This window comes from Rudaea cellulosilytica DSM 22992 (assembly GCF_000378125.1).
Taxonomy (GTDB): Bacteria; Pseudomonadota; Gammaproteobacteria; order Xanthomonadales; family Rhodanobacteraceae; genus Rudaea; species Rudaea cellulosilytica.
In genome coordinates this window covers 1725319-1749443 of sequence record NZ_KB899241.1, presented here as the reverse complement: position 1 = coordinate 1749443, position 24125 = coordinate 1725319, and the positions used below count along the sequence as shown (strand labels likewise).

General features: G+C 63.5%; 22 protein-coding genes. 3 read left to right on the top strand and 19 right to left on the bottom strand.

Features of this window, described 5'->3' with window-relative positions; all coding sequences use genetic code 11:
- Window positions 1–83: 83 nt before the first annotated feature.
- From F455_RS21920 to xerD, 17 genes are all read right to left on the bottom strand, one after another.
- Window positions 84–620 carry a hypothetical protein gene (locus F455_RS21920; RefSeq protein ID WP_157578528.1) on the bottom strand — a complete coding sequence of 179 codons (537 nt, stop codon included), beginning with the start codon at window positions 618–620 and terminating at the stop codon, window positions 84–86.
- 8 nt (window positions 621–628) lie between these two features.
- Window positions 629–3010, bottom strand: a complete 2382-nt coding sequence (gene gspD / locus F455_RS20105; protein ID WP_083918828.1) for a type II secretion system secretin GspD — start codon at window positions 3008–3010, stop codon at window positions 629–631.
- A gap of 28 nt (window positions 3011–3038) precedes the next feature.
- Complete coding sequence (locus F455_RS22905; RefSeq protein WP_157578526.1) at window positions 3039–3413, bottom strand: hypothetical protein; 375 nt, start codon at window positions 3411–3413, stop codon at window positions 3039–3041.
- 23 nt (window positions 3414–3436) lie between these two features.
- Window positions 3437–4198, bottom strand: coding sequence for a hypothetical protein (locus F455_RS0107730; RefSeq protein WP_018972712.1), 762 nt, complete (start codon window positions 4196–4198; stop codon window positions 3437–3439).
- On the bottom strand, window positions 4195–4821 hold the full coding sequence (gspM, locus tag F455_RS0107725) for a type II secretion system protein GspM (RefSeq protein WP_083918827.1): 627 nt from the start codon (window positions 4819–4821) through the stop codon (window positions 4195–4197). Before gspM ends, F455_RS0107730 begins: the two co-directional genes overlap by 4 nt.
- A complete protein-coding gene (locus F455_RS20100; protein ID WP_018972710.1) occupies window positions 4805–6019 on the bottom strand; it encodes a PilN domain-containing protein in 1215 nt (404 codons plus the stop codon). The genes gspM and F455_RS20100 overlap by 17 nt, the downstream gene beginning before the upstream one ends.
- Window positions 6020–6183: 164 nt before the next feature.
- On the bottom strand, window positions 6184–7104 hold the full coding sequence (locus tag F455_RS0107715) for a type II secretion system minor pseudopilin (protein WP_018972709.1): 921 nt from the start codon (window positions 7102–7104) through the stop codon (window positions 6184–6186).
- A 61-nt stretch (window positions 7105–7165) separates the two neighbouring features.
- The gene (locus F455_RS20095; RefSeq protein ID WP_018972708.1) at window positions 7166–7822 is read right to left on the bottom strand and encodes a prepilin-type N-terminal cleavage/methylation domain-containing protein; all 657 of its coding nucleotides are present in this window, start codon (window positions 7820–7822) and stop codon (window positions 7166–7168) included.
- A 2-nt stretch (window positions 7823–7824) separates the two neighbouring features.
- Complete coding sequence (locus F455_RS20090; RefSeq protein ID WP_083918825.1) at window positions 7825–8307, bottom strand: type IV pilus modification PilV family protein; 483 nt, start codon at window positions 8305–8307, stop codon at window positions 7825–7827.
- Entirely contained in the window at window positions 8304–8759 is a 456-nt protein-coding gene (locus tag F455_RS0107700; protein ID WP_018972706.1) for a GspH/FimT family pseudopilin, read from the bottom strand. Before F455_RS0107700 ends, F455_RS20090 begins: the two co-directional genes overlap by 4 nt.
- A gap of 35 nt (window positions 8760–8794) precedes the next feature.
- Window positions 8795–9235 (bottom strand): type II secretion system major pseudopilin GspG, encoded by a 441-nt coding sequence (gspG, locus tag F455_RS0107695; RefSeq protein WP_026293183.1) that lies wholly within the window; start codon window positions 9233–9235, stop codon window positions 8795–8797.
- Window positions 9236–9255: 20 nt separating this feature from the next.
- The gene (gene gspF, locus F455_RS0107690) at window positions 9256–10473 is read right to left on the bottom strand and encodes a type II secretion system inner membrane protein GspF (RefSeq protein ID WP_018972704.1); all 1218 of its coding nucleotides are present in this window, start codon (window positions 10471–10473) and stop codon (window positions 9256–9258) included.
- Window positions 10473–12209 carry a type II secretion system ATPase GspE gene (gspE, locus tag F455_RS0107685; protein WP_018972703.1) on the bottom strand — a complete coding sequence of 579 codons (1737 nt, stop codon included), beginning with the start codon at window positions 12207–12209 and terminating at the stop codon, window positions 10473–10475. Before gspE ends, gspF begins: the two co-directional genes overlap by 1 nt.
- 5 nt (window positions 12210–12214) lie before the next feature.
- Window positions 12215–12907 carry an exosortase H-associated membrane protein gene (locus tag F455_RS21915; RefSeq protein WP_018972702.1) on the bottom strand — a complete coding sequence of 231 codons (693 nt, stop codon included), beginning with the start codon at window positions 12905–12907 and terminating at the stop codon, window positions 12215–12217.
- A gap of 22 nt (window positions 12908–12929) precedes the next feature.
- Window positions 12930–16790: a phosphoribosylformylglycinamidine synthase gene (purL, locus tag F455_RS0107675; RefSeq protein WP_026293181.1), complete on the bottom strand. Its 3861-nt coding sequence runs from the start codon at window positions 16788–16790 to the stop codon at window positions 12930–12932.
- Window positions 16791–16918: 128 nt separating this feature from the next.
- Window positions 16919–17734 (bottom strand): DsbC family protein, encoded by an 816-nt coding sequence (locus F455_RS0107670; protein WP_026293180.1) that lies wholly within the window; start codon window positions 17732–17734, stop codon window positions 16919–16921.
- A 232-nt stretch (window positions 17735–17966) separates the two neighbouring features.
- On the bottom strand, window positions 17967–18920 hold the full coding sequence (gene xerD, locus F455_RS0107665) for a site-specific tyrosine recombinase XerD (protein WP_051084133.1): 954 nt from the start codon (window positions 18918–18920) through the stop codon (window positions 17967–17969).
- Between the two features lie 155 nt (window positions 18921–19075).
- Between xerD and F455_RS0107660 the strand changes: the two genes are divergently transcribed.
- On the top strand, window positions 19076–19528 hold the full coding sequence (locus tag F455_RS0107660; protein ID WP_018972698.1) for an RDD family protein: 453 nt from the start codon (window positions 19076–19078) through the stop codon (window positions 19526–19528).
- A 48-nt stretch (window positions 19529–19576) separates the two neighbouring features.
- Here F455_RS0107660 and lptG read toward each other — a convergent pair whose 3' ends face one another.
- Complete coding sequence (gene lptG / locus F455_RS0107655) at window positions 19577–20710, bottom strand: LPS export ABC transporter permease LptG (RefSeq protein ID WP_018972697.1); 1134 nt, start codon at window positions 20708–20710, stop codon at window positions 19577–19579.
- Window positions 20710–21888, bottom strand: coding sequence for an LPS export ABC transporter permease LptF (lptF, locus tag F455_RS0107650; protein WP_018972696.1), 1179 nt, complete (start codon window positions 21886–21888; stop codon window positions 20710–20712). The genes lptG and lptF overlap by 1 nt, the downstream gene beginning before the upstream one ends.
- Window positions 21889–22062: 174 nt before the next feature.
- On the opposite strand from lptF, the gene F455_RS0107645 reads away from it, so the two are divergent.
- On the top strand, window positions 22063–23550 hold the full coding sequence (locus F455_RS0107645) for a leucyl aminopeptidase (RefSeq protein WP_018972695.1): 1488 nt from the start codon (window positions 22063–22065) through the stop codon (window positions 23548–23550).
- Between the two features lie 12 nt (window positions 23551–23562).
- On the top strand, window positions 23563–23985 hold the full coding sequence (locus F455_RS0107640; protein WP_018972694.1) for a DNA polymerase III subunit chi: 423 nt from the start codon (window positions 23563–23565) through the stop codon (window positions 23983–23985).
- The last annotated feature ends 140 nt before the right edge of the window (window positions 23986–24125 follow it).

The following is a 24125-nucleotide window of genomic DNA, read 5'->3' as shown; positions in this document are numbered from 1 at the left end:
GGCCTACATGCCTGCACTCTCGCACTACGATAAAACCCTGAAAAAACAAGGAAATTTGGGGCCGAAAACAGGATCCCGATTCGCTAATTGTGACTATTTTTGGCGCTGTCATCGGCTGCAGCAGGAGGAGCGGCGTTCGCGGGGGCGTCCGCGGCAGGAGCAGGTGCCGCCGCCGCTTGCCCAGCTATGTCTTTTGGCTCGATTTTCGATTCCGGCAGGAAATACCACTGCCCTTCGCTGCGCACCCATTTCTCGACGATGGGGGACGGATATTCCATGTCGCTAGGCCGCTGCATGACGGCCCCGGGAACAATCGCCACGACGACGAGCTTTGCAGTGCATACATCAGTCTCGCACTGCACCGAATCGACCTTTGCGGATTTCCAGCTTATGCGTGCGGTAGCGACGAAAGCTACGTACTGCTCCAGTGTATGCGTGGAGCGATAGCCTGGACTGAGATAGTCGTAGGCTTTCACCGCGTGCTTGCCGGCAAGCAGATCCCAGCGCTCGACCGCCCTCTGCCGAACGAGTTCCGCCGGATCCTTGCTGCTGCAGCCCGCGGCCAGCAGCAACGACATGCCGATAACGCCGGCGAGAACAAGAGTCTTGATTCTGGTCATGTCCATACTCACTGCTTGGATTTTTCGAGAGGTGCAGGCGCTGCGGAAGGCACGGGAGTGACGACGGCGCCTTTCGCGTCGCCCGGCACTTCGCCCGTTTCTTTTTCCATCTTCTTCTTGGCGCGCAGCGGTGCCAGCGATTCGAACTTGTCCTGGTATTCCTGGGTGACGGCTTTCGCATCTTCGGCGTTGTAGATCACCGTGGGAGTGATCAACACGATGATTTCGGTGCGGTCACGATGATTGGTCGTGCTCTTGAACAGATTCCCAACCCACGGAATGCTGCTGAGCAGAGGCACTCCCGTATTGCCTTTGGAATTGTTCTCGCCGATCAAGCCCCCAAGCAGCACGGTCTGTCCGCTTTGCACGGCGATCTGCGTTTGCAACGTGCGCTGCGAGATCGCGGGATTCGGCTGGGTAGCCGTGGTCGATCCCGGTACGGTGAGTTCCTGAGCGACGTCCATATAGACCAGACCGCCCGGATTCACGCGCGGGGTAATTTGAAGAGTCGAGCCGGTGCTGACATAGGAAGTCGAACCGATACCCGTGTTCGTCCCTATGCCGCTGAGGCTGGAGGTGCCGCTCGTGGTGCCCAAGCCATACAGCGAAGTCGTCACGATCGGCACCTGGGTGCCTACGGTGATGCTTGCTTGCTGATTGTTCAGCACGACCATTGATGGGGCGGATAGCGTTTTAGTCGTCGTGTCCTGCTGCAACGCGTTGATGGCGACCTGGAAATCCTTGTTCAAGAACGAATAGAAAATTCCTGGACCATTCGTTGCCTGGGCACTGCCGCCGCCGCCCAATTGCAATTGGTGGCGATCATTCGGGTTTCCGGCGAAGTTGCCCAAGCCACTACCCTTGGTACCGAAGTCCGAACCGGTATAGCTGGCCAGTCCTTGCTTGTTCTTCAATCCGGACAGCCACCATTGCACGCCGTAGTTGAGGTCGCCGCCGAGCGTGACCTCGAGCACCTTGGCTTCGATCTGCACCTGCAGCGGTGGCACGTCGAGGCGATGGATCGCAGCAAGGATCGAATCGTATTCGCCCGGCGTCGCCATCACGAGCAATTGGTTGTTCTCCTCGATCGCGGTGATGCGGATGTCGGTGTCCTTGTTGCCGCCCGCGAGGCCCGTGCCGGTTCCGGTCGTCGAGAGATTCGGCGTCGTCGAGCGCTGCTGGTTGTTGATGCTCATCGCGCCGCTGCCGATGCCGCTCGACAAACCGCCGCCGATCGAGCTGCCGCGCAGCCCGGGCGCAGTGTTGCCTGAGTTGCTCTTGCTCGTCGAGCCGCTGCTCTTGCCGGTGAAGATTGCGTTCAAGTGGTCGGACAACTCCACGGACTTGACGTTCTTCACGTCGTAGACGTAAAGCTGCGTGCCGTTCTCGCCGACGCCGATATCGAGGCGGTAGATCCACTCCTGCGCGCGCTTGAGATAGTCGGGTTGCGGAGTGATGACGACGATCGAATTGGTCGCCTCCATCGGGATGAAGCGGAACATGCCGGCGAGCGGCGTCTCTGCCTTGTCGCCGAACATCTTGTCGAGCTCGGGCATGAGCTTGGCGACCTCCATATTGCGCAGGCCAACGACGCCGACCGACATGCCCTTGAGCCAATCGACATCGAACACATTGATCGTGTGCTCGTAGCTCTGCAGCTCGAACGCGGTGCCAGCGAGCACGATCATCGCGCGCGAGTTGTCTGCGGAAACGATCGCATCGGGTTTGGCGTAGGGTTTGAGCAGCTTCTGCATCTCGCTCGGCGAGATGTACTTGAGCGGGAATACGCGCACCTGATAGCCGGGCACAGCCTTGATCGAGTACAAACCAGGGCTCAGGCTGCCGGCAATCGCATCCTTGACCGGGACGACCTCGTAGCGGCCCTGCTTGCGCACGAGAGCGTTATTCGTCCACGCCAGCAGCATCTCGAGGATCGGCATCGCCTGGTCGATCGCCACCGGCTTGGAGCTCGAGAAGGTGACGTTGCCGGTGACCGTCGGCGAAACCGTGTAATTCTCGTTGAGCAGCCCGCCCAGGATGTTCTGCACCACCGCCTGGATCGGCAGGTTTTCGAAGTTGAAGGTGATCTCACCCGAGCCGGCGGATGTGGCCTTGGAGACCGGTGCCGCGGCTGCTTCGTAGTTGATCAACTGCCCGGTGCCCGGCGTCAACGTGGCGTCGGTGCGCGGCTTGCTGCCGGCGCCCTGCCTGATCGTAATCGGCTTGGACTCGTCCGGCACATGATACGGCGGCGGCGGCGGCACGGGTTTTTCCGTGCTCAATTCCGTGGTTACCGCGTCCTGTTTGATGCCGGGCAGATTGGCGCAGCCGACTAACAATACGGGCGCCGCGAACAGGATCCCAAGGACGGGACGAAGAGGTAAGTTCACTTAGCACTCCTTACAACGGAAACCCGCTTCATTGATCGCTTTTGCTTTCAGGCTGATTCTGCAACTGCGCCGCCCTTTGCTCCAGCTCGCGTTTGACCGCGTCCGCCTGCTTTGCGCTGGCCTCAAGGAATTTCTGATGTTCAGCATCACCAGCGGGATCCTTGCCGCGCGGCAGTAGAGCAAATGGAATAGACCCTGTTGGGCGGGACACGGCCGGCTGCGGCGGCAAAGGGGCCGCCGCAGGCTTGGGCGGCAACGCATCCGGCGGCGGAGGCGGCGCGTCTTCTTGGGTCGGGGCCTCTACCGTCGCCACCTTGGACGACGCCGGCTTGGATCGGCCGCAACCGATCTGCAAAAGCGCCAGCGTAATGCACAAGCTGAAAAATAGGGGTTTCATTGCCATTGCGTTATACCTTTGAATTTGGATTATTGCTGCTGCGCAGGCTGCGCTGGCTCGGTCTGTGGCGCCTGCGGTTGCTGCGGTTGTTGCTGTTGCTGCTCGCGTATCTGCTGGCGACGCGCATCGATGCGCTGCTGCAGATCCGCTGCCGCCGCATCGGGAGAGGCCGGCGCCACCGGTCCGGGCAGTGTTGGCGGCGCCTGCCCGGGTTGGGGCTGGGGCGCGCCCGGTACCGGCGGATTGGGCGTACGCGGTGGTGGCGGCGGCGTGGGTTTCTGACTGCTCGCGACCGGGATGAGTTCCACCGTTGCGCTCTCGCCGGCGGAATTCTTGAACACCGCGCTGCGCGGCTTGAGCTCGGCGAGGCTCCAGGCAGCCAATTCGCCCGGCAGCGCGCCTCCCTCCTTCACCGTCATCGATTTTTCCTTGCCCTTCTCCTTGACCATCGCGAGACGGGCCTTCGAGGTAATGATGACGCCGGCGAGGACCACCTCGAGCTTGGGGATCGGCTTTGCATCACCTGGCACGTCGGGGGGCATCGGCGGAGTCGGCCTGCGGTCCTCGTTGAACAAAGGACGCGCGTTCACGTCGGCAAAATTGTCCCAGGCGCCGAGCCTGTACTGGGCATTGGCCAGTTTCTTCTTACCCGTAGCGGGATCGAGCGGATCCAACGTCCACCAGCTGTAGCCGCGCCCGATGCCCGCCCAGAACAGCACGACCAGCAGCAACATCAGCGCGGCGATGCCGGCCAGGGTCAGGGTCAGGCCACGCGAGGCACGCAGGTTCAATTGGCCCCCTTTGCGCCGCCGGACTGGCGCAGGAAGCCGGAAAGCACGAACTGGGCATTGACCGAGGTCGCACCAGGTGGTGCCGGCTTGCCGCCGGGCATGAACATCTGCTGCTGCCGATATATCACGAGCCGGTCGACGAACAGATAGGGGTTGCTCGACTCGAGCGTATACAGCACCCGCGCAAACATTTCCGCCTGGCAGTTCATGTTGACGTTCGCCGACACGCGCAGATACACCTCCTGGGCGCGGTTGGTGGACGGGGAAATGCCGTTGACCGTGCAGCGCGCATTCGGATCGAGGTTCTGCTCGACCGCGCGCTTGAGCCGCTCGGAAAGATCCGAGAACGCGCTCGCCGCGTCGGCATCGTTGAGAAACGCCTGGTTCTCCTGCTCCAGGCCGGCAACGTCCTTGAGTTGTTGCTCGATCAGCGGCCTGCTCTGGATCAGCTCGGCGAAATGGTACTGCTGGTCGCGCAGATCATAGTACTCATCGCGCATCGTCAGGTAAGGCGACACCAGCCACCAATGCACGAACAGCAGATAGCCGAGCAGCAACGCGATGACCAGCAGAACCACGGCAAGAAACCGTTGGCCGCGCATGGATTCAGGCAGCAGGCGCATCAGCGTCCTCCGCAGGCTTCGCGCCGCTCTTCTCGTGCGCCTTCCTGTCCTTGTCGGTCGATTCCGGCTCAGGTTGCTTGCGCAACTGGAAATTCATCGTGAAGCGGTCCTTCTTCGTGCGCGCGTCCGGCTGCACCGTGCCGATGAAGGTCGCGTTATCGAGCACTTCCGATTTCTGCAGCCCCTCGATCAACTTGTTCGCGTTGCCGCTCTGCCCCTGCACTTCGACCTTGCCTTTCTCGTCAACCGTCAAGCGCTCGAGGAAGGTGTCGTCGGGCAGACGCTTGGTCAGGTCCGTCAGCATTGCCGTCATCGGCGTCGAGTCGCGCTTGAGCCGATACAGGTAGCTGATCGAAGCCGTGTTGTCCTTGAGCCGCTTATTCAGTGTCGCAGTCTGCTTGGCTTCGGCCTTGGCTTTGTCGACTTCGGCGTTCATCGCATCAAGGGCGATCTGGCGATTGTTGAGGAATAACATGCCGGCGACGACAAACAGGACCAATGCCACCGCACCGAGCGCAAGGTTGAGACGAAGGCGCTGATTGACGCGCTTGACGCGCCGCTCCGCGGACAAAAGGTTGAGCCCGGCACGAGTGCTACCCGCTGCGGCGCTCCAGCAATCGACACCGTCGAGCGCAACGCCGATCGCGCTCAGCGTCGCCAACTCGCCGTCGAGCTGCGCGCGCGGCACGACGTGCAACTCGATCTTGAGGTTCTTGGCCACGGCATCGCGCTGCACGACCCGATAATCAAAGTAGACCTGGTCGGCCTTGAACGGGGTCTGCCGATCCATCTCGAAGGTAAGCACCTGGCGCAGCTTGTCTTCAGCCGCCGCAGGCAGGGTCAGCTCGCGCCGCAATGTGCGCCGCAGCGGGATGCAGTAGAACACGCGCAGTCCCGGATCGTCGATGCGGTCGCGCAGCCGCGAGAATTCATTGCGCTGATCTTCCGCGGCCTGGTCGCGCGGGATGCGTCCATACTCGGTGCTGCGCCCCTTGGATTGACGCCATATCCCGAACTCGCTGGGGCTTGCGTCGACAAGCAGTTCCTGTGCGCCTTCCGCGAACAGCTCGCGCCAGTGCACGGGCAAGAGATCGGTCAGCTGGCGGGCCCACCACGAGAAAAACTTCGGCAACCCGCTGTTCGCGTAGCGCAGGCGCAGGCGCATGAGCTGGGTGTCAATGGTGGTGGTCAAACTCATGGGCAAAATCTATCGGGGCAACAAACGGTTGAGTGAATCTGTTTGGTTCGCAATATGGCGCGGCTTAAAGACTGCGCCGGAAAGGATAAGTTCTCAAAACGTAACGAAAGGTAACGAACGGGCCCGCGGCTCCACCCAGCCAGACTGCAGCGCCCGCTCCTGCGCTACGACGCCTCGCCGTCGCGCCAACGCAACACGGTATAGGGCCGCCCCGACGTGCTCACCCCACCCGCGCGTATGGTGGCGTCGAAGGTAATGCTGACGCCGTTCGGGAGGGTGGCCTTGGACTTAATACTATACGTGAGGCCGCCGCCGCTGGCCATGATCGGCACGCCTCCCGGCAAGGTCAGACCCTCGATCGCTCCCGTGGTTCCCGGCGGCGTCGCCTGACGCGCAGCGATGATCTGCTGGGCGAGCGGCTGGGTCATGCCCGGGATCGCCATCAGTGCCTCGTAGGGAGCGAACGCCGCGTTCGGCGTGCGTGTCCCCGAATACACCGTGATCGCCGGCTCGATCTTCTTGTAGATCTCGTAATTCATGCCGAGCACCTGCTGTACCTCGGCCACGGTCTGGAACGGCAGGTTGGTGGGCCCGTAGTCGAGTCCTGCGGCGGCGTACTGCGGCGCCTCGGCGCCGTGCGGACGCACCTGCTGGTCGGCATCGCGCCAATCCTGGATCGCATCGGACAGCGCCTCCGCCGCGCCGAGGTCGAGACCGATCGACTGGAACAAGGCCATGAGGGTGGCGCTGTCGACCACGTTGAGATCGATCTTGCCCGACTCGTTGGTGATCTCCACCTTTACCGTCGCACCTTCATAGGGGAACTCGTATGGCCGCCCGTCTGCAACCCAGCGCTGCATCGGGTCCGGATTGCGCAGCTGGGCCAATGCCAGCTCGACGCCCGCGATCGCGTCGTAACGCGCCGAGGTCGTGTCGAACATGTGCCGCGATTCGAGATTTTCGGTACGTGCCATGAGAGCAAAGCTGCCGAGCAGCACGCCGATGAGCGCGATCACCCACATCACCAGGATCAGCGCCACACCGCGCGCACGGAAAGCCCCGCCGTGGCCGGGCGATGCGCTCATGTGCGGCCGACGCCTGCCGTTCGCGGTTAAGGAAGAATGCGCTTGCGTTCGGTTCATGGCGTCAACCCGCCGGACCCGAACGCCGCGCGCCGACATCCATCATCAGCGGTATCGTCATGCGCGGCCACTCGATTCGGTTACCGGCGGCGAGGCGCAGGTCGAGAGCGACCATCAACGGCGTCGTGCTGGAATCCTTCCAACCCTGACTCCAGTTCATCAACTCACCCTGCTGGTTCAGGCCGCGGTAACTGAAACTGCCCTCCTGGATATGGTCGAGCAGGACCACGGTCGATTCCTCGGCGACCTTGTTCTTGTCCATATCGAAGCCGTTGAGCAGCGTGCTCGTGAACACCAGCTGCATGCCGTCCTTGCCCGGAGCGAGCTCCAGGGTTTGCACATATGCGCCGCCGCGCGAAAGGTAGCCCGGCATCGGCGCGACGAAGCGCATGAACTTGCCGTCGCCGCGGAAAACTTCCACCTTCAAGCCGTCCTTCGAACGTGCATAAGGAAACGGCAGGATGCGCGAGATCTGGTGACGCAGGAACTCCTGCACCGTACGCAATTTGTCGATTCGCTCGATCGCCGCCTCGCCCGAGTGCATGCTGCGCACCGATGCGGTGATGCCGTTGTAGGCGCCCGCCAGCAGCAGCGCGAGCAGCAGCACGGCCAGCATCACTTCGAGCAGGCTGAACCCCTGTTGGCGTGGGAACGTGTGCATGCCTAGCCGAACCCTGGCGGCAAGCCACTCGACGGTTGATTGCCGTTGCGCGGCGGCGCCATCGAGCGCAGCGTGACGAAGCGCGCGTGATGCTGCAGGTACTGATTGCCCCAACTCACCACGAGCTCGAGCTGGAACAGCTCGGGCTGGCCGGGCGCAATCGCTGCCGGCGCCAGCGTCGAGCCAGGCGTAGCCTGCAACTGGTAGCGCTGGACGCTGAGCTGCCAATGATAGGTATCGTCGAAATCGCCGCTGCTGCCGCCTTCCTTGAGCGGCTCGCCGATGCCTTGGATGTCGAGCAGCGATTGCGCGTATAGCGCAGCCTGGGTCGCCTCCTGCGCTTGTCGCGTGGTGTGGATCGCATCGGTCAATGTCTTCATCAGGATGCTGAAGCCGAGTGCGAAAATGACGAACGCCGAAATCAGCTCGATCAGGGTGAATCCGCCCTGGCCACGCGGCATGGCGTTTCGCGATCGCATGTTCATTGATGCAGCTCCTCGCGCGTCACCGCACCGGTCAACCAGTCGACGTTGATCCGCCACTCCACGCGCTCCATGAGCACGGAGATATGACCGCCGGTCGAGGCGCCGTCGGGAAAGAAGCGGATGCGCCCGGTGGTCTCGCTGATGATCTCCTGATCGGCGGTATACAAGGCCAAGCGCATGTTCTTGGGCAGCTGCACCATCGACCTGCCGGGCGCCTGGTAGCTGTTGTTGGCGATGTCGAGATCGAACGTGGATTCCTTGCCTTTGACGATGGCTTGTCCGCGGGTGTAGCGCAACGCGGCGATCATGTCGCGGGTCGCTGCCTGCACCTTCGCCCCGCTCATGCTCTTCGAGAACGAGATCGACACCGCGCCCACCGCAAGCGCGATCAGGAAGATCACCGCGACGATTTCGATCAGGCTGAAGCCCCGCGATGAGCGCACGCTAGTCATGTCAGAGCACTACTGCGCGGGCCGGCGGAAGCCGGTTACTGCCAGTTGCCGACGTCCTTGTTCAGGCCGTCGCCTCCGGGCTGGCCATCCTTGCCCAGGAAAACGAGGTCGTAGTCGCGCCCGTCGCTGCCCGGCATCTTGTACTGGAATTGATGGTTGAACGGATCCTTCAACTGGGCTTCGGTCGCATACGGACCGTTCCAATTGACCGCGCTGCTCGGACGCGAGACGAGATCGTTGAGGCTTGTGGGCGGATTGCCGTTGTCGAGCGAATAGCGCTCGACGCTGTTTGCAAGCTGACGCATCTGCGCAATGCCGGCCTTGACCTTGCCCGAATTGACGGTGTCGCCGATCTTCGTTACCACGACGCTCATGATGATGCCGATCAACACCAGCACCGCGATGATTTCGATCAAGGTGAAACCCGCGCTGCGGGTCAGGTTTGCCGGAAGATCGCGGCGCGTTCGCAAAGACATGGACGTCATCATTGTCATACTCATTGAATGGAACTGGCCAGATTCAAAATGGGCAGCAGGATCGCCATCATAATTACGGCGACCAGTGCCGTCATTACCAGGGTCAATGCGGGCACCAGAGCGGCGAGCATGCGATCGATCGCATTCCTCGTCTCCAGGTCGAAAGTGTCGGCGGTCTTCATCAACATGGTGTCGATCTCGCCGGACTCTTCACCGACCGAGATCATCTGCGTCGCCAGCTTCGGAAACCGCTTGCTCTGTGCAAGCGCATGGGCCAAGCCACCGCCGGTCTTCACGTCTTCCGCCGCCTTGTCCACCGACTCGGCCAAAGCCGAATTGCCGAGCACGTTGCGCGCGATCGACAGCGCGGTAAGCAATGGAACACCGTTCTTGAGCAAAGTTCCCAACGTGCGCGCGAGCCGCGCGGTTTCGAGCTTGGCAAACAGCGGCCCGACCACGCGCATGCCGAGCACGCGCGCGTCCCAGGCGAGCTTTTTCTCCGGATCGGCCAGGTGCCTGCGGATCGTCACCACGCCGAAGACGCCCGCGATCAACATCAGCCACCACCAGTCCTGCAGCAGCGTGCCGACGAATAGGGTGATCTTGGTGATCAGCGGCAACTCGACATTCATGTCCTTGAACATCGGCAGGAACTGAGGCACGACGACGGTGAGCAGCACGAACAGCGCGGCGAACACCATGACCACGAGGATCACCGGATAGATCAGCGCATTGACCACGCTTTCCTTGAGCGACTTGGCGCGTTCGAGATAGTCGGCGAGGCGGGTCAGCGTGGAATCGAGCGAACCGCCGACCTCGCCTGCGCGCACCATGTTGACGTACAGGCGCGAGAACACCCCGGGCTCGGCTTCGAGCGCCTCGGACAGTGGCGCGCCGCTGCGCACGTGATCGCGGATGCGCTCGACGATACGCCTGGCCTTTTCGCTTTCCGGTAGTTCCAGAAGAATCTGCAATGCGCGGTCGAGCGGCTGGCCGGCGCCGAGCAGAGTCGCAAGCTGCTGGGTGAACTGCAGCACCTGCGTCTGGTTCATCGCCTCGCGCTTGAACAAGCCGGCAAGTCCGCCGCCACCACCCGTGCCGTCCGCCGCGGATACCTCGAGCGGGATGTTGCCCGCGTCCTGGATCTTTGCGATCACTTCGTCGTTCGAAGCGACGTCGTACTGGCCTTCGACGATCTCGCCATCGGCAGTGACCGCCTTGTAGCGAAACAGTGCCATCAGCTTTCCGAAGTCACGCGCAACACTTCCTCGATCGTCGTCTGCCCTTGCAGCGACTTGACCAGGCCGTCCTCGTACATCGTGCGCATGCCTTCGCTGCGTGCCAGCTCCTCGAGCTTGTTCATGTCGGCGTGCTGCATGACCAGACGGCGCAGCGGCTCGCTCATGACGAGGAACTCCATGATCGTCGTGCGGCCGTGGTAACCGGTCGCGGACAACGGCGACGGCATCGGTTTGTACAACTCCACTTTTCCTTCAGGCTGGAAGCGGCGCAGGCCGAACTCCTCGATCACCTCGGGCATCGCTTCGTACTTGTGCGCATGCTCGATATCGAGCCGGCGCACGAGGCGCTGGGCGAGCACGCCGTTGACGGTGGACGTGAGCAGGTAATCCTCGACGCCCATGTCGAGCATGCGCGTGACCGCGCCGGAGGCATTGTTCGTGTGCAGCGTGGACAGCACCAGGTGACCCGTCAGTGCGGACTGGATCGCGATCTTCGCGGTCTCCAGATCACGCATTTCGCCGATCATGATGATGTCCGGGTCCTGGCGCACGATCGAGCGCAGCGCGTGGCTGAAGTCGAGACCGATCTGCGGCTTGGCCTGGATCTGGTTGATGCCTTCGATCTGGTATTCGACCGGATCTTCGACCGTGATGATCTTGACGTCGGGCGTGTTGAGCTTGGACAAGGCCGTGTACAGCGTCGTCGTCTTGCCCGAACCGGTCGGGCCGGTGACAAGCAGGATGCCGTGCGGCAGTTCGAGCACCTTGAGGAACTTGGACAGAAACTGATCGGTGAAGCCGAGCTTGTGGAAATCGAACACGACCGATTCGCGGTCGAGGATACGCATGACCACCGACTCGCCGAAGCTGGTCGGCACGGTCGAGACGCGCAGGTCGAGTTCCTTGCCCTGCACGCGCAGCGGAATGCGTCCGTCCTGCGGCAGGCGGCGCTCGGCGATGTTCAATTTCGCCATGATCTTGATGCGCGAAATGACCGCCGCAGTCGATGCCGCCGGCGGCGACTCGGCCTCGAGCAGCACGCCGTCGATGCGGTAGCGCACTTTCAGGCGGCTCTCGAACGGCTCGATGTGCACGTCGGACGCGCGCTGTTCCACCGCGCGCTGGATGATCAGGTTGACCAGACGGATGACCGGCGCTTCGGAAGCGAGATCGCGCAGGTGCTCGATGTCATCCTCGCTGCGCGTCGCATCCTCGGACAGACTCTCGACGATCGAACCCATCGCCGAGCGACCCGAGCCATAGTAACGCTCGATCAGGTCGTCGATCTCGGAGCGGAAGCCGACCTTGATCTCGGCGCTTTTGCCGGTCGCGAGTTGCGCCGCCTGGATCGGATACTCCTCGGCCGGGTCGGCGACGACCCAAATGACTTTGTCCTCGGTTTCGCCGATCGGCACGATGTGGTGCTGCTTGAGGAAGCGGATCGACATGGCCACGTTCTGCGGCGGGGTGTCGGGAAACTCCTTCGCGGTCACCAACTGCAGGCCCATCACCTCGGCCAAGGCATCGCCCATTTCGCGTTCGGAGACGAGGCCCAGACGCGTGAGCAGCGGAACGAGATTGCCCTCGCCGTTTTCTTCCAGCAGCCGTTTCGCGCGGAGAAGATCGTTCTCCTTCAGGCGGCCGCGCGCGACGAGATACGCACAAATGCGCTCGTCCAGTGTTTCGTCGTGCCCCTCGTGCGGAGGAGTTGGCAATGGTTGTACGGCGGACATGATCGTTATTTCCCCTGCTGCCGCGTTTCGACCGCGGTCTCGTGATTAGGTTCAACAGCTGCAGCGGCCGGCGGCCGGGTCAGCTCTTCGATGAACGGCCGGTTCAGCAGGATCCACAGTGCCGCCGGCACGAGCGGCGGCAGTATCAGATAGCCGAACTGATAAGCCAGCGCGACCACCTCCAGCGAATAGCCCAGCTCGTGCATCTTCGCCGTGCCCTCGGCCAATTGCAAACCGAGCACCTTGAACGTTTCCGCGACGACGCCGAAAGCCTGAACCAGCCAGAGCGCGACGAGGCCCACGCCGATCTGCGCAAAACGCTGCCATTTCTCCAGCGGCGTCGCCATGACCAGGCCGGCAAACAACGGCACGCTGTAGCCGTAGATCATCGGGTTGAGCGCGAAGTCGAAGAACGCGTACTTCGGTGCGCCATCCTTGACCGCGTTGTAGATGACGTTGCTATTGACCTGCATCCAGTCGGAGTGGTGCGCGATCAGCTGCCCGGTTGCCTGGTTGATCTCGTCGGCACCGACGATCACGTCGAGGTATAAACCCGGCCAGACGTGCAGCAAGGCGAGCTTGGCGATCTGGATCACCGGCCACGCGAACGGGGCGCGGAACGCGAACCAAAGAAAGAACGCGAACGGCAGCCAGAGCACGGCCGCGAGCATGAAGCGCCGGAGCGGGGAAATCGTCATCGCCGGATTCGCAAGGGCACGCTCAGCAGACCCACACGCGCGCGTTGCGGAACATGCGCATCCACGGCGAATCCTCGCCCCATTCACGCGGCGCCCACGACATCTGCACGCTGCGGAAAACGCGCTCCGGATGCGGCATCAGCGCGGTGACGCGGCCGTCCGCCGCGGTGATGCCGGCGAGGCCGCCCGGCGAACCGTTCGGATTGAGCGGGTACGCATCGGTCGCGCGGCCGTAATGGTCGGCATAGCGCAGGCACACCGCGGTGCGCCGCAGGTCGCCGCCTTTGACGAACTCGGCGCGGCCCTCGCCATGCGCGACCGCGACCGGGATGCGCGAGCCGGCCATGCCCTTGAAGAACAGTGACGACGACTCGACGACTTCGAGCGTAACCAAGCGCGCCTCGTACTGCTCGGACGCATTGCGCTCGAAGCTCGGCCAGCCTTCGGCGCCGGGAATGATCTCCTTCAGTGCGGCGAGCATCTGGCAACCATTGCACACGCCGAGCGCGAACTTGGTCGTGTCTGCGAAGAACGCGGCGAACTGGTCGCGCAACTGCGCGTTGAACAGGATCGACGTCGCCCAACCGCGACCAGCGCCGAGCACGTCACCGTAGGAAAAGCCACCGCACGCGGCCACGCCGCGGAAATCCCTGAGCTTGTGGCGGCCGCTTTGCAGATCGCTCATGTGCACGTCGTAGGCATCGAAGCCGGCGCGTGTGAACGCCGCCGCCATCTCGACCTGACCATTGACACCCTGTTCGCGCAAGATCGCGATCTTCGGTCGCGCATCGGTGTGAATGTACGGCGCGGCGATGTCGTCGGCCGGATTGAACGTGAGCTTCGGGGTGATGCCGGGGCTGCCGTCGTCGCTGCGCAGACCGTCCTCGTCGCGTGCGCATTGAGGATTGTCGCGGCGCGCGGCTATCTGGTAGCTGGTTTCCGACCAAGCGCGCATCAGATCTTCCCACGGCCAGCGGGCGAGCGCCTCGCCGCCAAGCCAGAGTTTCACGCGCTTGCGCTTGCGCGGATTGCCGCAGAAGTTCGCGAGCCTATCGAGTTCGTGCTCGGCGAGCAGGGCGAGGAATGCGTCGCGGTCGCTCGCGCGGATCTGCACGACCGCACCCAGCTCCTCGGAAAACAGCGAAGCGAGAATCGCCTCGCCCCAGCCGTTCATCTCGACGTCGAGGCCGCAGTGTCCCGCCAGTGCCATCTCGATCAGGGTGACGAGCACGCCGCCGTCGGCGCGATCGTGGTACGCGAGCAACAGGCCTTGCGCGTTCGCCTGCTGGATTGCCGCGAAGAAATTCTTCAACCGCTGTGGATCGTCGACATCGGCCGGCAGGCCGCCGCCGCGATTGTAGACCTGAGCGAGCATCGAACCGCCGAGGCGGTTCTTGCGTGCGCCGAGGTCGATAAGCCACAGCTCGGTCTCGCCCGCATCCGTGCGCAGTTGCGGAGTCAGCGCCTGGCGCACGTCGGTGACGCGCGCGAACGCAGTCACGTTGAGCGATACCGGCGACACCGTCTTCTGCTTGCGCCCGTCGAGCTGCCATACCGTCGCCATCGACAGCGAATCCTTGCCCACCGGAATCGAAATCCCGAGCGCCGGGCACAGCTCCATGCCGACCGCCTGCACCGCGTCGAACAGCGCCGCGTCCTCGCCAGGCACGGCGACCGCGGCCATCCAGTTCGCCGACAGGCGGATTTCGCCGATGTCGGCAATCGGCGCCGCGGCGAGATTGGTGATCGCCTCGCCGACCGCGAGCCGCGCCGAAGCCGGCGCCGACAACATCGCGACCGGCACGCGTTCGCCCATCGCCATCGCTTCGCCTGCATAGCCGTCGAAATCGGCCAGCGTGACCGCGCAGTCCGCGACCGGCACCTGCCACGGACCGACCATCGGATCGCGTGCGCAGAGGCCTCCGACCGTGCGGTCGCCGATCGTGACGAGGAACGACTTCGAGCCGACCGCCGGTGCGCGCAGCACACGCTGCAGCGCATCCGAAAGCGCAATGCCATCGAGGTCGGGCACGATGTCCAGGCGCACCGCCTTGCGCTTCGTGTCGCGCTGCATCTTCGGCGCCTTGCCGAACAGCACGTCCATCGGCAGGTCGATCGGCGGTGCCTGCGGATTCGCCGCATCGTCGAGCAGCAGCAGGCGCTCGGCGGTGACTTCGCCAACGACTGCGAACGGGCAACGCTCGCGCTCGCACAACGCGGTGAAGCGCTCGACATCGCCGGCGTGCAAGCCGAGCACGTAGCGCTCCTGCGATTCGTTGCACCAGATTTGCATCGGCGACAGCGAAGGATCGGCCGAGGGCACCTTGCGTAGCTCGATGCGTCCGCCGACATGCGAATCGTTGAGGATTTCCGGAATCGCATTCGACAAGCCACCCGCGCCGACATCATGCACGCTGACGATCGGATTGTCGGCGCCAAGCGCCCAGCAGCGGTCAATCACTTCCTGGCAACGCCGTTCCATCTCGGCGTTGTCGCGCTGCACCGAGGCGAAGTCGAGCGCCTCGGAAGAATCGCCTCCGGCGAGCGAGGATGCGGCACCGCCGCCGAGGCCGATCAGCATGGCCGGGCCGCCGAGCACGACGATCGCGTCGCCCGGCTGCAGAATGCCCTTTTCCACATGCGCAAGACGCATGTTGGCGAGGCCACCGGCGATCATGATCGGCTTGTCGTAGCCGCGCCGATAGTTCGGATCGGCGGTTTCCTGCTCGAACGTGCGGAAATAGCCACCAAGACACGGCCGGCCGAATTCGTTGTTGAACGCCGCGGCACCGATCGGCGCATCGCGCATGATCTCGAACGCCGTCGCCATGCGCGGCGGCAGCGGGCGTTCCTTCTCCCACGGCCGCGGCCAGTCGGGAATGCGCAGGTACGAGGTGGTGTAGCCGACGAGGCCGGCCTTGGGCTTGGCGCCGCGACCGGTTGCGCCTTCGTCGCGGATCTCGCCGCCGGCGCCAGTCGCCGCACCCGGATACGGCGCGATCGCGGTCGGGTGGTTGTGTGTCTCGACCTTGATCGCAAACGGCACGGGTTCGTTCGTCGCGACGAAGCGGCCGTCTTCGTGCGGGAAGAAGCGCGCCGCGGAACTGCCCTCGATCACCGCCGCGTTGTCCTTGTACGCCGACAGGGTGTGCGCGGGCGCGACGTTGTGCGTGTTCTTGATCATCGCGAACAGCGAGCGGTCCTGCGGCTTGCCGTCGATCGTCCAGCTCGCGTTGAACACCTTGTGCCGGCAATGCTCGGAATTCGCCTGTGCGAACATCATCAGTTCGACATCGGTCGGATCGCGACCGAGTTCGGCGTAGCGCGCGATCAGGTATTCGATCTCATCGGGCGCGAGGGCAAGGCCAAGGCGCGCATTCGCCTCGGCCAGCGCCGAGGCGGGATCGCCGTCGAGCGCGATGCGTTCCAGCGGTGCGACGGCACCGGCGCGGAACAGCGCCTGCGCATCGTCGAGCGTGGCCAGCACTGATTGCGTCATCGGGTCGTGCAACGCCTGCGCCAATTTCTGCCATTGGGTCGATCCGGACATCGGCGGATTGGCGATCGTGAACGCGATGCCGCGCTCGACACGGCGCACGGCCATGCCGCAGCCGCGCAGAATCTCCGTCGCCTTGGTCGACCACGGCGACAAGGTGCCGAGCCTGGGCACGACCCACAGCGTCGCCGGCTTGGCTTCGCCGTTCTCCGCGCGAAGCACGCGGCAAAGCGCGTCGCGGTCGACCGCGGCTCCCGGATCGGAATCGACGAAGTAGACGTAGCGCGCTGCGCCGACACGACAGTCGGACAGGGTACGGTTCAGTTCACGGTTGAGACGCTCGAGGCGAAACGCCGAGAGGGCCGGCTGTCCATCAAAAACCAACATGGCGAGCATCGGCTACTTGCGGAAGGGGCGCGTATTCTAGCCGACGCGCAGGACGCGCGTCGCCCCGGCGGTGAGATTGCCGGGGCTTGGACTTCAGGGACGACAGAGGAACAACGGCATCCGGTCGCTTACTTCGACGCGACAGCGCCCTTCGCGTTCTGCGCCGCCAGTCGATCGAGCTCGGCGAGGAACTTCGCTGGATCCTGGACGACACCGCCGTTCACCTGCACGCCGCTTTCGTTGAGAATGGTCGGCGTGCCGCTGATGCCGATCTTCAACGCCAGCGCAGTCGTCTCGGCGACCGGATTGGCGCAGGTCTTCTTGCCCGGATCCTGCCCATTCATCGCTGCAGTGTAGGCAGCATTGCGATCCTGTGCGCACCACACCGCCTCGGCCTTCTTGTCGGCGCCGGGATGGATCGCCAGCGGGAACAACACGTACTCGACCGCGATGCCGACCTGATTGTAGGCCGCGATCTGCTTGTGGAACTGACGGCAGTACGGGCAATCGACGTCGGTGAATACGGTCACCGTGTGCTTCGGATTCGCCGGGGCAAACACTATGCGCTTGCTCTGCGGCAACGTCTTCAGCGACGCAAGGCGCAGCGATGACTGGGCACGGCCGGGCAAGCTGGCCTTCTGCGCCACGTCGATGACGTCACCCTGAATCAGGTATTTGCCGTCGGCGCTTGCATAGACCACTTGGCCTCCGCTGACGACGACTTCGTAGAAGCCGGGCAACTCGGCCTTGGCCATCGCCTGAATCTTCACGTTGGGCGCCAGCTTGCTAAGCGCGTCGTATATGGTTTTTTCCTCCGGCGCCGTCGGTGTGAACGACGGGGCCGAGGCAGCGGAGCTGACATCGGTGAACGAGGGGGCACTCTGGGCATGGGTAGCCACAGCCACAAGGGCGAGACTGGCGGCGGCAAGCAAGTGTTTAAGCATGACGATTCTCGAAGGGGATAGAACGTGCGCGACGAAGCGATTACGACATACACATAGACGAAAAAGATCCAGCCCGGCCGACAACCGGAGCCTACGGCCTGATGACCGGAGTCCCACGGTATTTCTTGCGATTATCGCACGATTGGCCGGTGTCGGCGGGCTTTTCGGGGTAGCTTCTGCTCATGCACGGTTGCAATTTGAACGCATAGGTAGGCGCAGCTTGCGCTCGGCATCACCCCCGCGGGTGATGCTGGCTGTGCAGGCGCTTGAGGCCTTCGCGCGCGACCAGCGTATAGATCTGCGTGGTCGACAACGAACTGTGGCCGAGCAGCATCTGCAACGCACGCAGGTCGGCTCCGTGGTTGAGCAGGTGGGTGGCGAAGCAATGGCGCAGTACATGCGGCGAGATGCGCTTGGCGTCGATGCCGGCGCTGGCGGCGTGCTGTTTCACCATCGTCCAGAACATTTGCCGCGTCATCGCCTCCTTGCGCCGGGTGACAAAGACGGCATCGACGACCTTGCCGGCCAGGAGTGCCGGCCGCGCATCAGCGTAATAGCTTTCGAGCCAATCCAGTGCCTCCTCGCCGATCGGCACCAGGCGATCCTTGCCGCCTTTGCCGGTCACGCGCAGCACGCCCTGGCGCAGGTTGATCTGGTCGAGAGCAATGTTGACGAGCTCGGAGACGCGCAGCCCGGTCGCGTAGAGCAATTCGAACATCGCGCGATCGCGCAGGCCGAGCGGCGTGGCGATATCCGGCGCACGGATCAAGGCCTCGACCTGCGCCTCGCTCAGCGCCTTCGGCAGCGGCTTGGCCAGCTTGGGCGTATCGAACAATAGCGTCGGGTCGACCTCGATCGCGCCGAGGCGCTGCTGCATGCGGTAGAAATGGCGCAGGGTCGAAAGCAGGCGCGCATTGCTGCGCGAGGAATAACCGCCTTCGCCGCGTTCGGCGAGGTAGCGGTGCAATTGCTCGCGCGTACAGCGCAATATGCCGGTACCCGCACGTGCCACCCAGCGTGCCAGTCCCTCGAGATCGCGCCGATAACTGGCGAGCGAATTTTCGGCGAGGCCGGATTCGGACCAGGCACGCTCGAGGAAGTCTTCGATAAGCGCATGCTCGCCGGCATCGATCTGATCGCTGACGCGCAATGCGGCGGTTGCGGACTGTCTTGCGGATTTCCTCATCGCTGCATCGGGTAGACTTCGTCTTCGTGTTGGAGCCATCGACGTCATTTCAACACAAGCCGCAGCTGTTTTTCTTGAACCCGTTCCGTTCGTAAGTCACGCGACGAGCTTTGCTTGCGCGGACCGCGCGCCGAGGACGAACCGCCAAGCCCTTGATGAACTCGACCTCCCAGCGCACGACCGCCGCCCCCGCTCACTTCGGCTGGCGTCTGATCGCTGCGACCTATGACCTGTTTCCGCTGCTTGCGCTGTGGTTTTTCGCCACCATCGCGGCGATCCTGCTCACCGGCGGCGCGCTCGACGTCCATCGCCTCAGCCACAAGCTGCTCGTACAGGTACTCGTGCTTGCGGTCGCCGCTGCCTATTTCGTCGTGTCTTGGTTGCGCGGCGGCCAGACCGTCGGCATGAAACCCTGGCGACTGCGCGTGGTCGGCATCGACGGCGGCGCCATCGACTTGCGCCGCGCGCTGCTGCGCTTCGCCGTCGCGCTCGTGTCGCTTGGCGCGCTCGGCCTCGGGTTTTTCTGGTGCCTGATCGATCGCGAGCGGCGCGCCTGGCATGACATCGCGGCCGGCACGCTGCTCGTGCGCGTGGAGAAGAGCGTGTAGCGCGTGGCGAATTCGAATACTTTCGCGCGGGGCGCGAAAGTCACGCCCCTACGCGTTCCTGCGGAAATACACGAATGCCGCCACCACGAGAAACAGCGAGGGCAGCGCATTCACGACCGCGAGATTGAAATTGTATACCGCGCCCATTCTGACTACGGACTGCTGGAAAAAGTAGTAGCTGATCGCAAGTACCATGCCCATGAACAGGCGCTTGCCGAGCCCGCCGGTGCGCAGCTGGCCGAATGCGAACGGCACCGCGCAGAAGGCGAGCACAAGCACGTTGAGCGGATAGAAAACGCGGCCCCAATAGGCGAGCTCGAACGTCGTGGCATCCTGCTGATTGCGACGGTTGTAATCGATGTTGCGCGAAAGATCAGCCATCGACAAGTACTCTGGGTGAATCGCCGAAACGGCGAGTACATCAGGGTCAAGCTGCGATTTCCATTGTTTGGTTTCTTCGGTTGTGCTCGTCGCTGAGCGACCCTCAAATTCGCTACGGCGTACATTGTGCAACGTCCATTCGCCATTTTCGTGCGTCGCCGACTTCGCGATCGACAGCGCGGTCAGTTGACCGATCGGCGTGAATTCGAACACGCGTACGTCGAATAATTCGATTACCGGAGCCGCACCCTTCTTCGCATGCGTACGCGCATGCTTGGCGTTGATAACGGTTGTGCCATCGCGCGCCCACAACGTCCCGCCTTTGCCGATCGTTACGTCGCGGTTCTTCGCCGTCAGCGCCATCGCTTCGGCCTTCTGCTGCGCGCGTGGCGCGACCGCTTCGCCCATCAGCGCGACGAACACAGTCAGGATGGTCAGCGCGAGCACGACCGATGCACATATGCGCAGCTTCGACATTCCCGCGGCGCGCAACGCAGTCAACTCGCCGCTGGCGGCAAGCGCGCCCATGCCCATCAGGCCGCCGATCAGACCGCCGTAAGCGAAGTATTGGTACATGCGCCGAGGAATCGTCAGCAGGATGTAGGCAACCGCTTTCGCCAGCGTGTAGTCACCTACACCGACGTCATTGATCTCGTTGACGAAGGCCATCATTGCATCGAGCGCGACGACGACGAGCCAGGCGAGCAGCACCGCGCCGATCACCGACAGCGCGACGACCTTGTCAACTTTCTTGAAACGCAAGCGGTCGAGGCCGATGCGAGATGTCCATGTCGCCGTCATCACACTGTCCCCGAGGCGAGCTGCGTTTTCGCTGGTTTCGGCTTCGGCAATTGCTGGCTGCGCCAGAGCAGATATAGCGCGATCAGCAACACGGGAATGTGAATCCACCACATACCAAGCGCGAGGCTCATTTTGCCGCTGACGAGCTGGTTGCGCGCGATGTTCATGAGCGCGTAGTAGATCGCCCAAGTCAGGAACGCGATGATCAGACCCGCGTAACGCGGCTGTCGCGGGCTCGATTTAGACAGCGGCAGGGCGAGGAGCATCAGCACAAGAGTCGAAATGGGCGCGGCTAGGCGCCAATGCAGTTCGGTGCGCTGCACGAGATCCACGCTGCGCAGCAAGTCGGTGGTCGGCGCGGCGCGCTTGACCGCATCGGTGGTGGCGTCGGGCTCGGAATCAGTGAGTTTGACGTCGTTGCGCACATAGCGCAGCAAGCGATAGTTGTCCTCGCCGATGATGCCTTCGACGCGGAAGCCGTTGTTGAGGCCGAGATAGCGTTCGGCACCGTTGACGTCGTGATACAGCTCGCCGTCGGCCGCGGTGATCACGTTGATGCGCAAGGGCGCGGTCGCGGCCTTGGCTGCAGCGTCCGGAGTATTCTTGTCGATACCCACCGCGCGCTCGCTGGCGACGAACATCTTCTTGAACTGGATGCCGTCCGCGCTCATCGCTTCGACGTACATCATGCCGTCGCCGTTCGGCAGCTCCACGAACTTGCCCGGCTCGAGCCCGGCGATGATCAGCGAACGGTTCGCCTGCAGGATCAGATTCTGCGACAGGCGCACCGCGGCCGGCGCGAGCCAGAACGAAATCAATGCCATGGCCAGCGCCAGCGGCACGGCGAGCAGTGCGAGCGGGCGCAACAGGCCGGTGACCGGCAGGCCCGAGGCGGCGAACACAGCCATCTCGCTCTCGCGGTACAGGCGCCCGTAGGCGAGTTGCACGCCGATGAACACGGCCAGCGGCGCGAGCAGGGTCAGCGCATCGACCGTGCGCAGGCCGATCAGCGAGAACAGCAGCTCGGCCGGAATGCGCCCGCGCGCGATCTTACCGAGCAGGTCGGCCACCGTGCCGCCGATGCTGACAAGCAGCAGGATGGCAGTCGCGGCGATGAAACTGACCAGCAGCTCGCGCGCGAGATAGCGGTCGATGATGCGCAGGGTGGGAAATCGCATTTGCGGTAAACTTGTTCTCTTGTTTTGCGCTCGAGGCGTCGCGATTGCACACGCAAACGCGTTTACCCAGCCTTAATTGTAGCCGAGTGGGAAGGTCTTCCCTTCTCCGCCCGCAATTCCGCACCTCTTGCGGCCGGCGCAAGCTTTCTTTTTCCAAATCGATACGGTAACGAAATGACTCTTCAATTCAGCCTCGAATCGCGCAACGCCGAGATCGTGGAAACCCCCTGCGTCGTCGTCGGCGTGTTCGACGAGCGCATGCTTTCCACCGCCGCACAGCGAATCGACGCGGCCGCAGGTGGCGCGATCACGCGTCTGCTCGAATCGAACGACCTGTCGGGCAAGCCCGGTACGACGCAACCCCTGTTCGGTCTCGTCGGCGTCAAGGCCGCGCGTGTACTTGTCGTCGGTCTCGGCGACGCGAAGAAATTCGATGCCGCGCGCTATGCGAAGGCCAATGTCGACACCACACGTGCGCTCAAGGGTCTGCCGATCGACAGTGCCGTCTCCTACCTCGCCGAACTCGACGTGCCCGGCAAGGACCTCGCTTGGAAGCTGCGCACCGCCGCGCTCGCCAGCGACGCACAGGCGTACAAATACACAACGACGTTCAAGCCGCGCGAGAAATCTTCGCGGCCGGAATTGCACGCGCTCGCCTTCGCCGCGCCGGCGGGAAGCGACGCCAGCGTGCTCGAACAGGCGACCGCCATCGCCAAGGGCGTGCGCTTCGCGCGCGAACTCGGCAACCTGCCGCCGAACATCTGCACGCCGGCCTATCTTGCCGGCGAGGCGCACCAGCTGGCCAAGGATCACCCCGGCGTGATCTGTGAGGTGCTTGAAGAGGAGGCGATGTACAAGCTCGGCATGGGCGCCCTGCTCGGCGTGGCACAAGGTTCGGCGAACAAGCCGCGCCTGATCGTGCTCGAGTGGAAAGGCGGCGGCGCCGATGAAAAACCCTACGCGCTGGTCGGCAAGGGCGTCACCTTCGACACGGGCGGCATCTCGATCAAGCCGAGCGCCGGCATGGAGGAGATGAAGTTCGACATGTGCGGCGCGGCCGGCGTGCTCGGCGCGTTCCTGACCGCGGTCGAGCTCAGGCTCAAGCTCAACCTTGTCTGCGTCGTGCCGGCGGTGGAGAACATGCCCGGCAGCAACGCGCAGCGGCCGAGCGACGTGGTCACGACGATGTCAGGCCAGACCGTCGAGGTGCTCAACACCGACGCCGAAGGCCGCCTGATCCTGTGCGATGCACTGACCTACGTGCAGAAGTACAACCCGCAGACGATCATCGATGTGGCCACGCTGACCGGCGCCTGCGTCGTCGCGCTCGGCAAGCACGCGAGCGGCCTGATGACCCAGGACGATTCGCTCGCCGACGAACTGCTCGCCGCAGGCCAGGCCACGCTCGACCGCGCCTGGCGCCTGCCGCTATGGGACGACTACCAGAGCCAGCTCGAGACCGGCTATGCCGACATCGCCAACATCGGCGGCAAGTACGCCGGCGCGATCACCGCGGGCTGCTTCCTCGCGCGCTTCACCGAAGGCTTCCGCTGGGCGCATCTCGACATCGCCGGCAGCGCCTGGGACGAAGGCCGCAAGGGCTCGGCGACGGGCCGGCCGGTGCCGCTGCTCGTGCAGTATCTGCTCGACCGCGCTCAATAATCCTGCCTGCGAATGCCCCGCGCCGACTTCTACCTGATCGCCAAGCCGCGCTTTCTCGACGATCCGCTGTTGCTCGTCTGCGAACTGGCCAAGCGCGCGTTCGAATCCGGGCAGCCGGCGCTAATCCTCGCGCGTTCGGCCGACCAGGCCGACGCACTCGACGAGAAGCTTTGGGAGTTCGACGAGCAGGCGTTCATCCCGCACCAGATTGCCGGCGACGACGACGACGCGATCACGCCGGTGCTGATCGTTGCGCCGGGCACCGAGACGCCGGACCGCGCTCTCGTGATCAACTTGCGCGACGAATGCGCGCCGGGCCTGTTCGAGCGTGTGCTCGAAGTCATCCCCGCCGACGAGGCGCAACGCCTCGGCTCGCGCGAGCGCTGGAAGACCTACAAGGCCGCCGGCTTCGAGGTCAACAAGCACGACATGTAACCGCGGCCTCGCCGGCTGCGCAGCGAAATTCCGCATCTCGCAGCGCGAGCGGAGGCCGGCTGCGCTTGACATGCATCCGTCAAAACGTTATCAATTCGTCAAATTTTTTTGACATATCGAATTTCGATGACCGACGGTTC

Coding starts and splice junctions, on each gene's coding strand:
- F455_RS21920 (WP_157578528.1), bottom strand. CDS start 620: ATGACCAGAATCAAGACTCTTGTTCTCGCCGGCGTTATCGGCATGTCG.
- F455_RS22905 (WP_157578526.1), bottom strand. CDS start 3,413: ATGGCAATGAAACCCCTATTTTTCAGCTTGTGCATTACGCTGGCGCTT.
- gspM (WP_083918827.1), bottom strand. CDS start 4,821: ATGCGCCTGCTGCCTGAATCCATGCGCGGCCAACGGTTTCTTGCCGTG.
- F455_RS20100 (WP_018972710.1), bottom strand. CDS start 6,019: ATGAGTTTGACCACCACCATTGACACCCAGCTCATGCGCCTGCGCCTG.
- F455_RS0107715 (WP_018972709.1), bottom strand. CDS start 7,104: ATGAGCGCATCGCCCGGCCACGGCGGGGCTTTCCGTGCGCGCGGTGTG.
- F455_RS20095 (WP_018972708.1), bottom strand. CDS start 7,822: ATGCACACGTTCCCACGCCAACAGGGGTTCAGCCTGCTCGAAGTGATG.
- F455_RS20090 (WP_083918825.1), bottom strand. CDS start 8,307: ATGAACATGCGATCGCGAAACGCCATGCCGCGTGGCCAGGGCGGATTC.
- F455_RS0107700 (WP_018972706.1), bottom strand. CDS start 8,759: ATGACTAGCGTGCGCTCATCGCGGGGCTTCAGCCTGATCGAAATCGTC.
- gspG (WP_026293183.1), bottom strand. CDS start 9,235: ATGTCTTTGCGAACGCGCCGCGATCTTCCGGCAAACCTGACCCGCAGC.
- gspF (WP_018972704.1), bottom strand. CDS start 10,473: ATGGCACTGTTTCGCTACAAGGCGGTCACTGCCGATGGCGAGATCGTC.
- gspE (WP_018972703.1), bottom strand. CDS start 12,209: ATGTCCGCCGTACAACCATTGCCAACTCCTCCGCACGAGGGGCACGAC.
- F455_RS21915 (WP_018972702.1), bottom strand. CDS start 12,907: ATGACGATTTCCCCGCTCCGGCGCTTCATGCTCGCGGCCGTGCTCTGG.
- purL (WP_026293181.1), bottom strand. CDS start 16,790: ATGTTGGTTTTTGATGGACAGCCGGCCCTCTCGGCGTTTCGCCTCGAG.
- F455_RS0107670 (WP_026293180.1), bottom strand. CDS start 17,734: ATGCTTAAACACTTGCTTGCCGCCGCCAGTCTCGCCCTTGTGGCTGTG.
- xerD (WP_051084133.1), bottom strand. CDS start 18,920: ATGAGGAAATCCGCAAGACAGTCCGCAACCGCCGCATTGCGCGTCAGC.
- F455_RS0107660 (WP_018972698.1), top strand. CDS start 19,076: ATGAACTCGACCTCCCAGCGCACGACCGCCGCCCCCGCTCACTTCGGC.
- lptG (WP_018972697.1), bottom strand. CDS start 20,710: ATGACGGCGACATGGACATCTCGCATCGGCCTCGACCGCTTGCGTTTC.
- lptF (WP_018972696.1), bottom strand. CDS start 21,888: ATGCGATTTCCCACCCTGCGCATCATCGACCGCTATCTCGCGCGCGAG.
- F455_RS0107645 (WP_018972695.1), top strand. CDS start 22,063: ATGACTCTTCAATTCAGCCTCGAATCGCGCAACGCCGAGATCGTGGAA.
- F455_RS0107640 (WP_018972694.1), top strand. CDS start 23,563: ATGCCCCGCGCCGACTTCTACCTGATCGCCAAGCCGCGCTTTCTCGAC.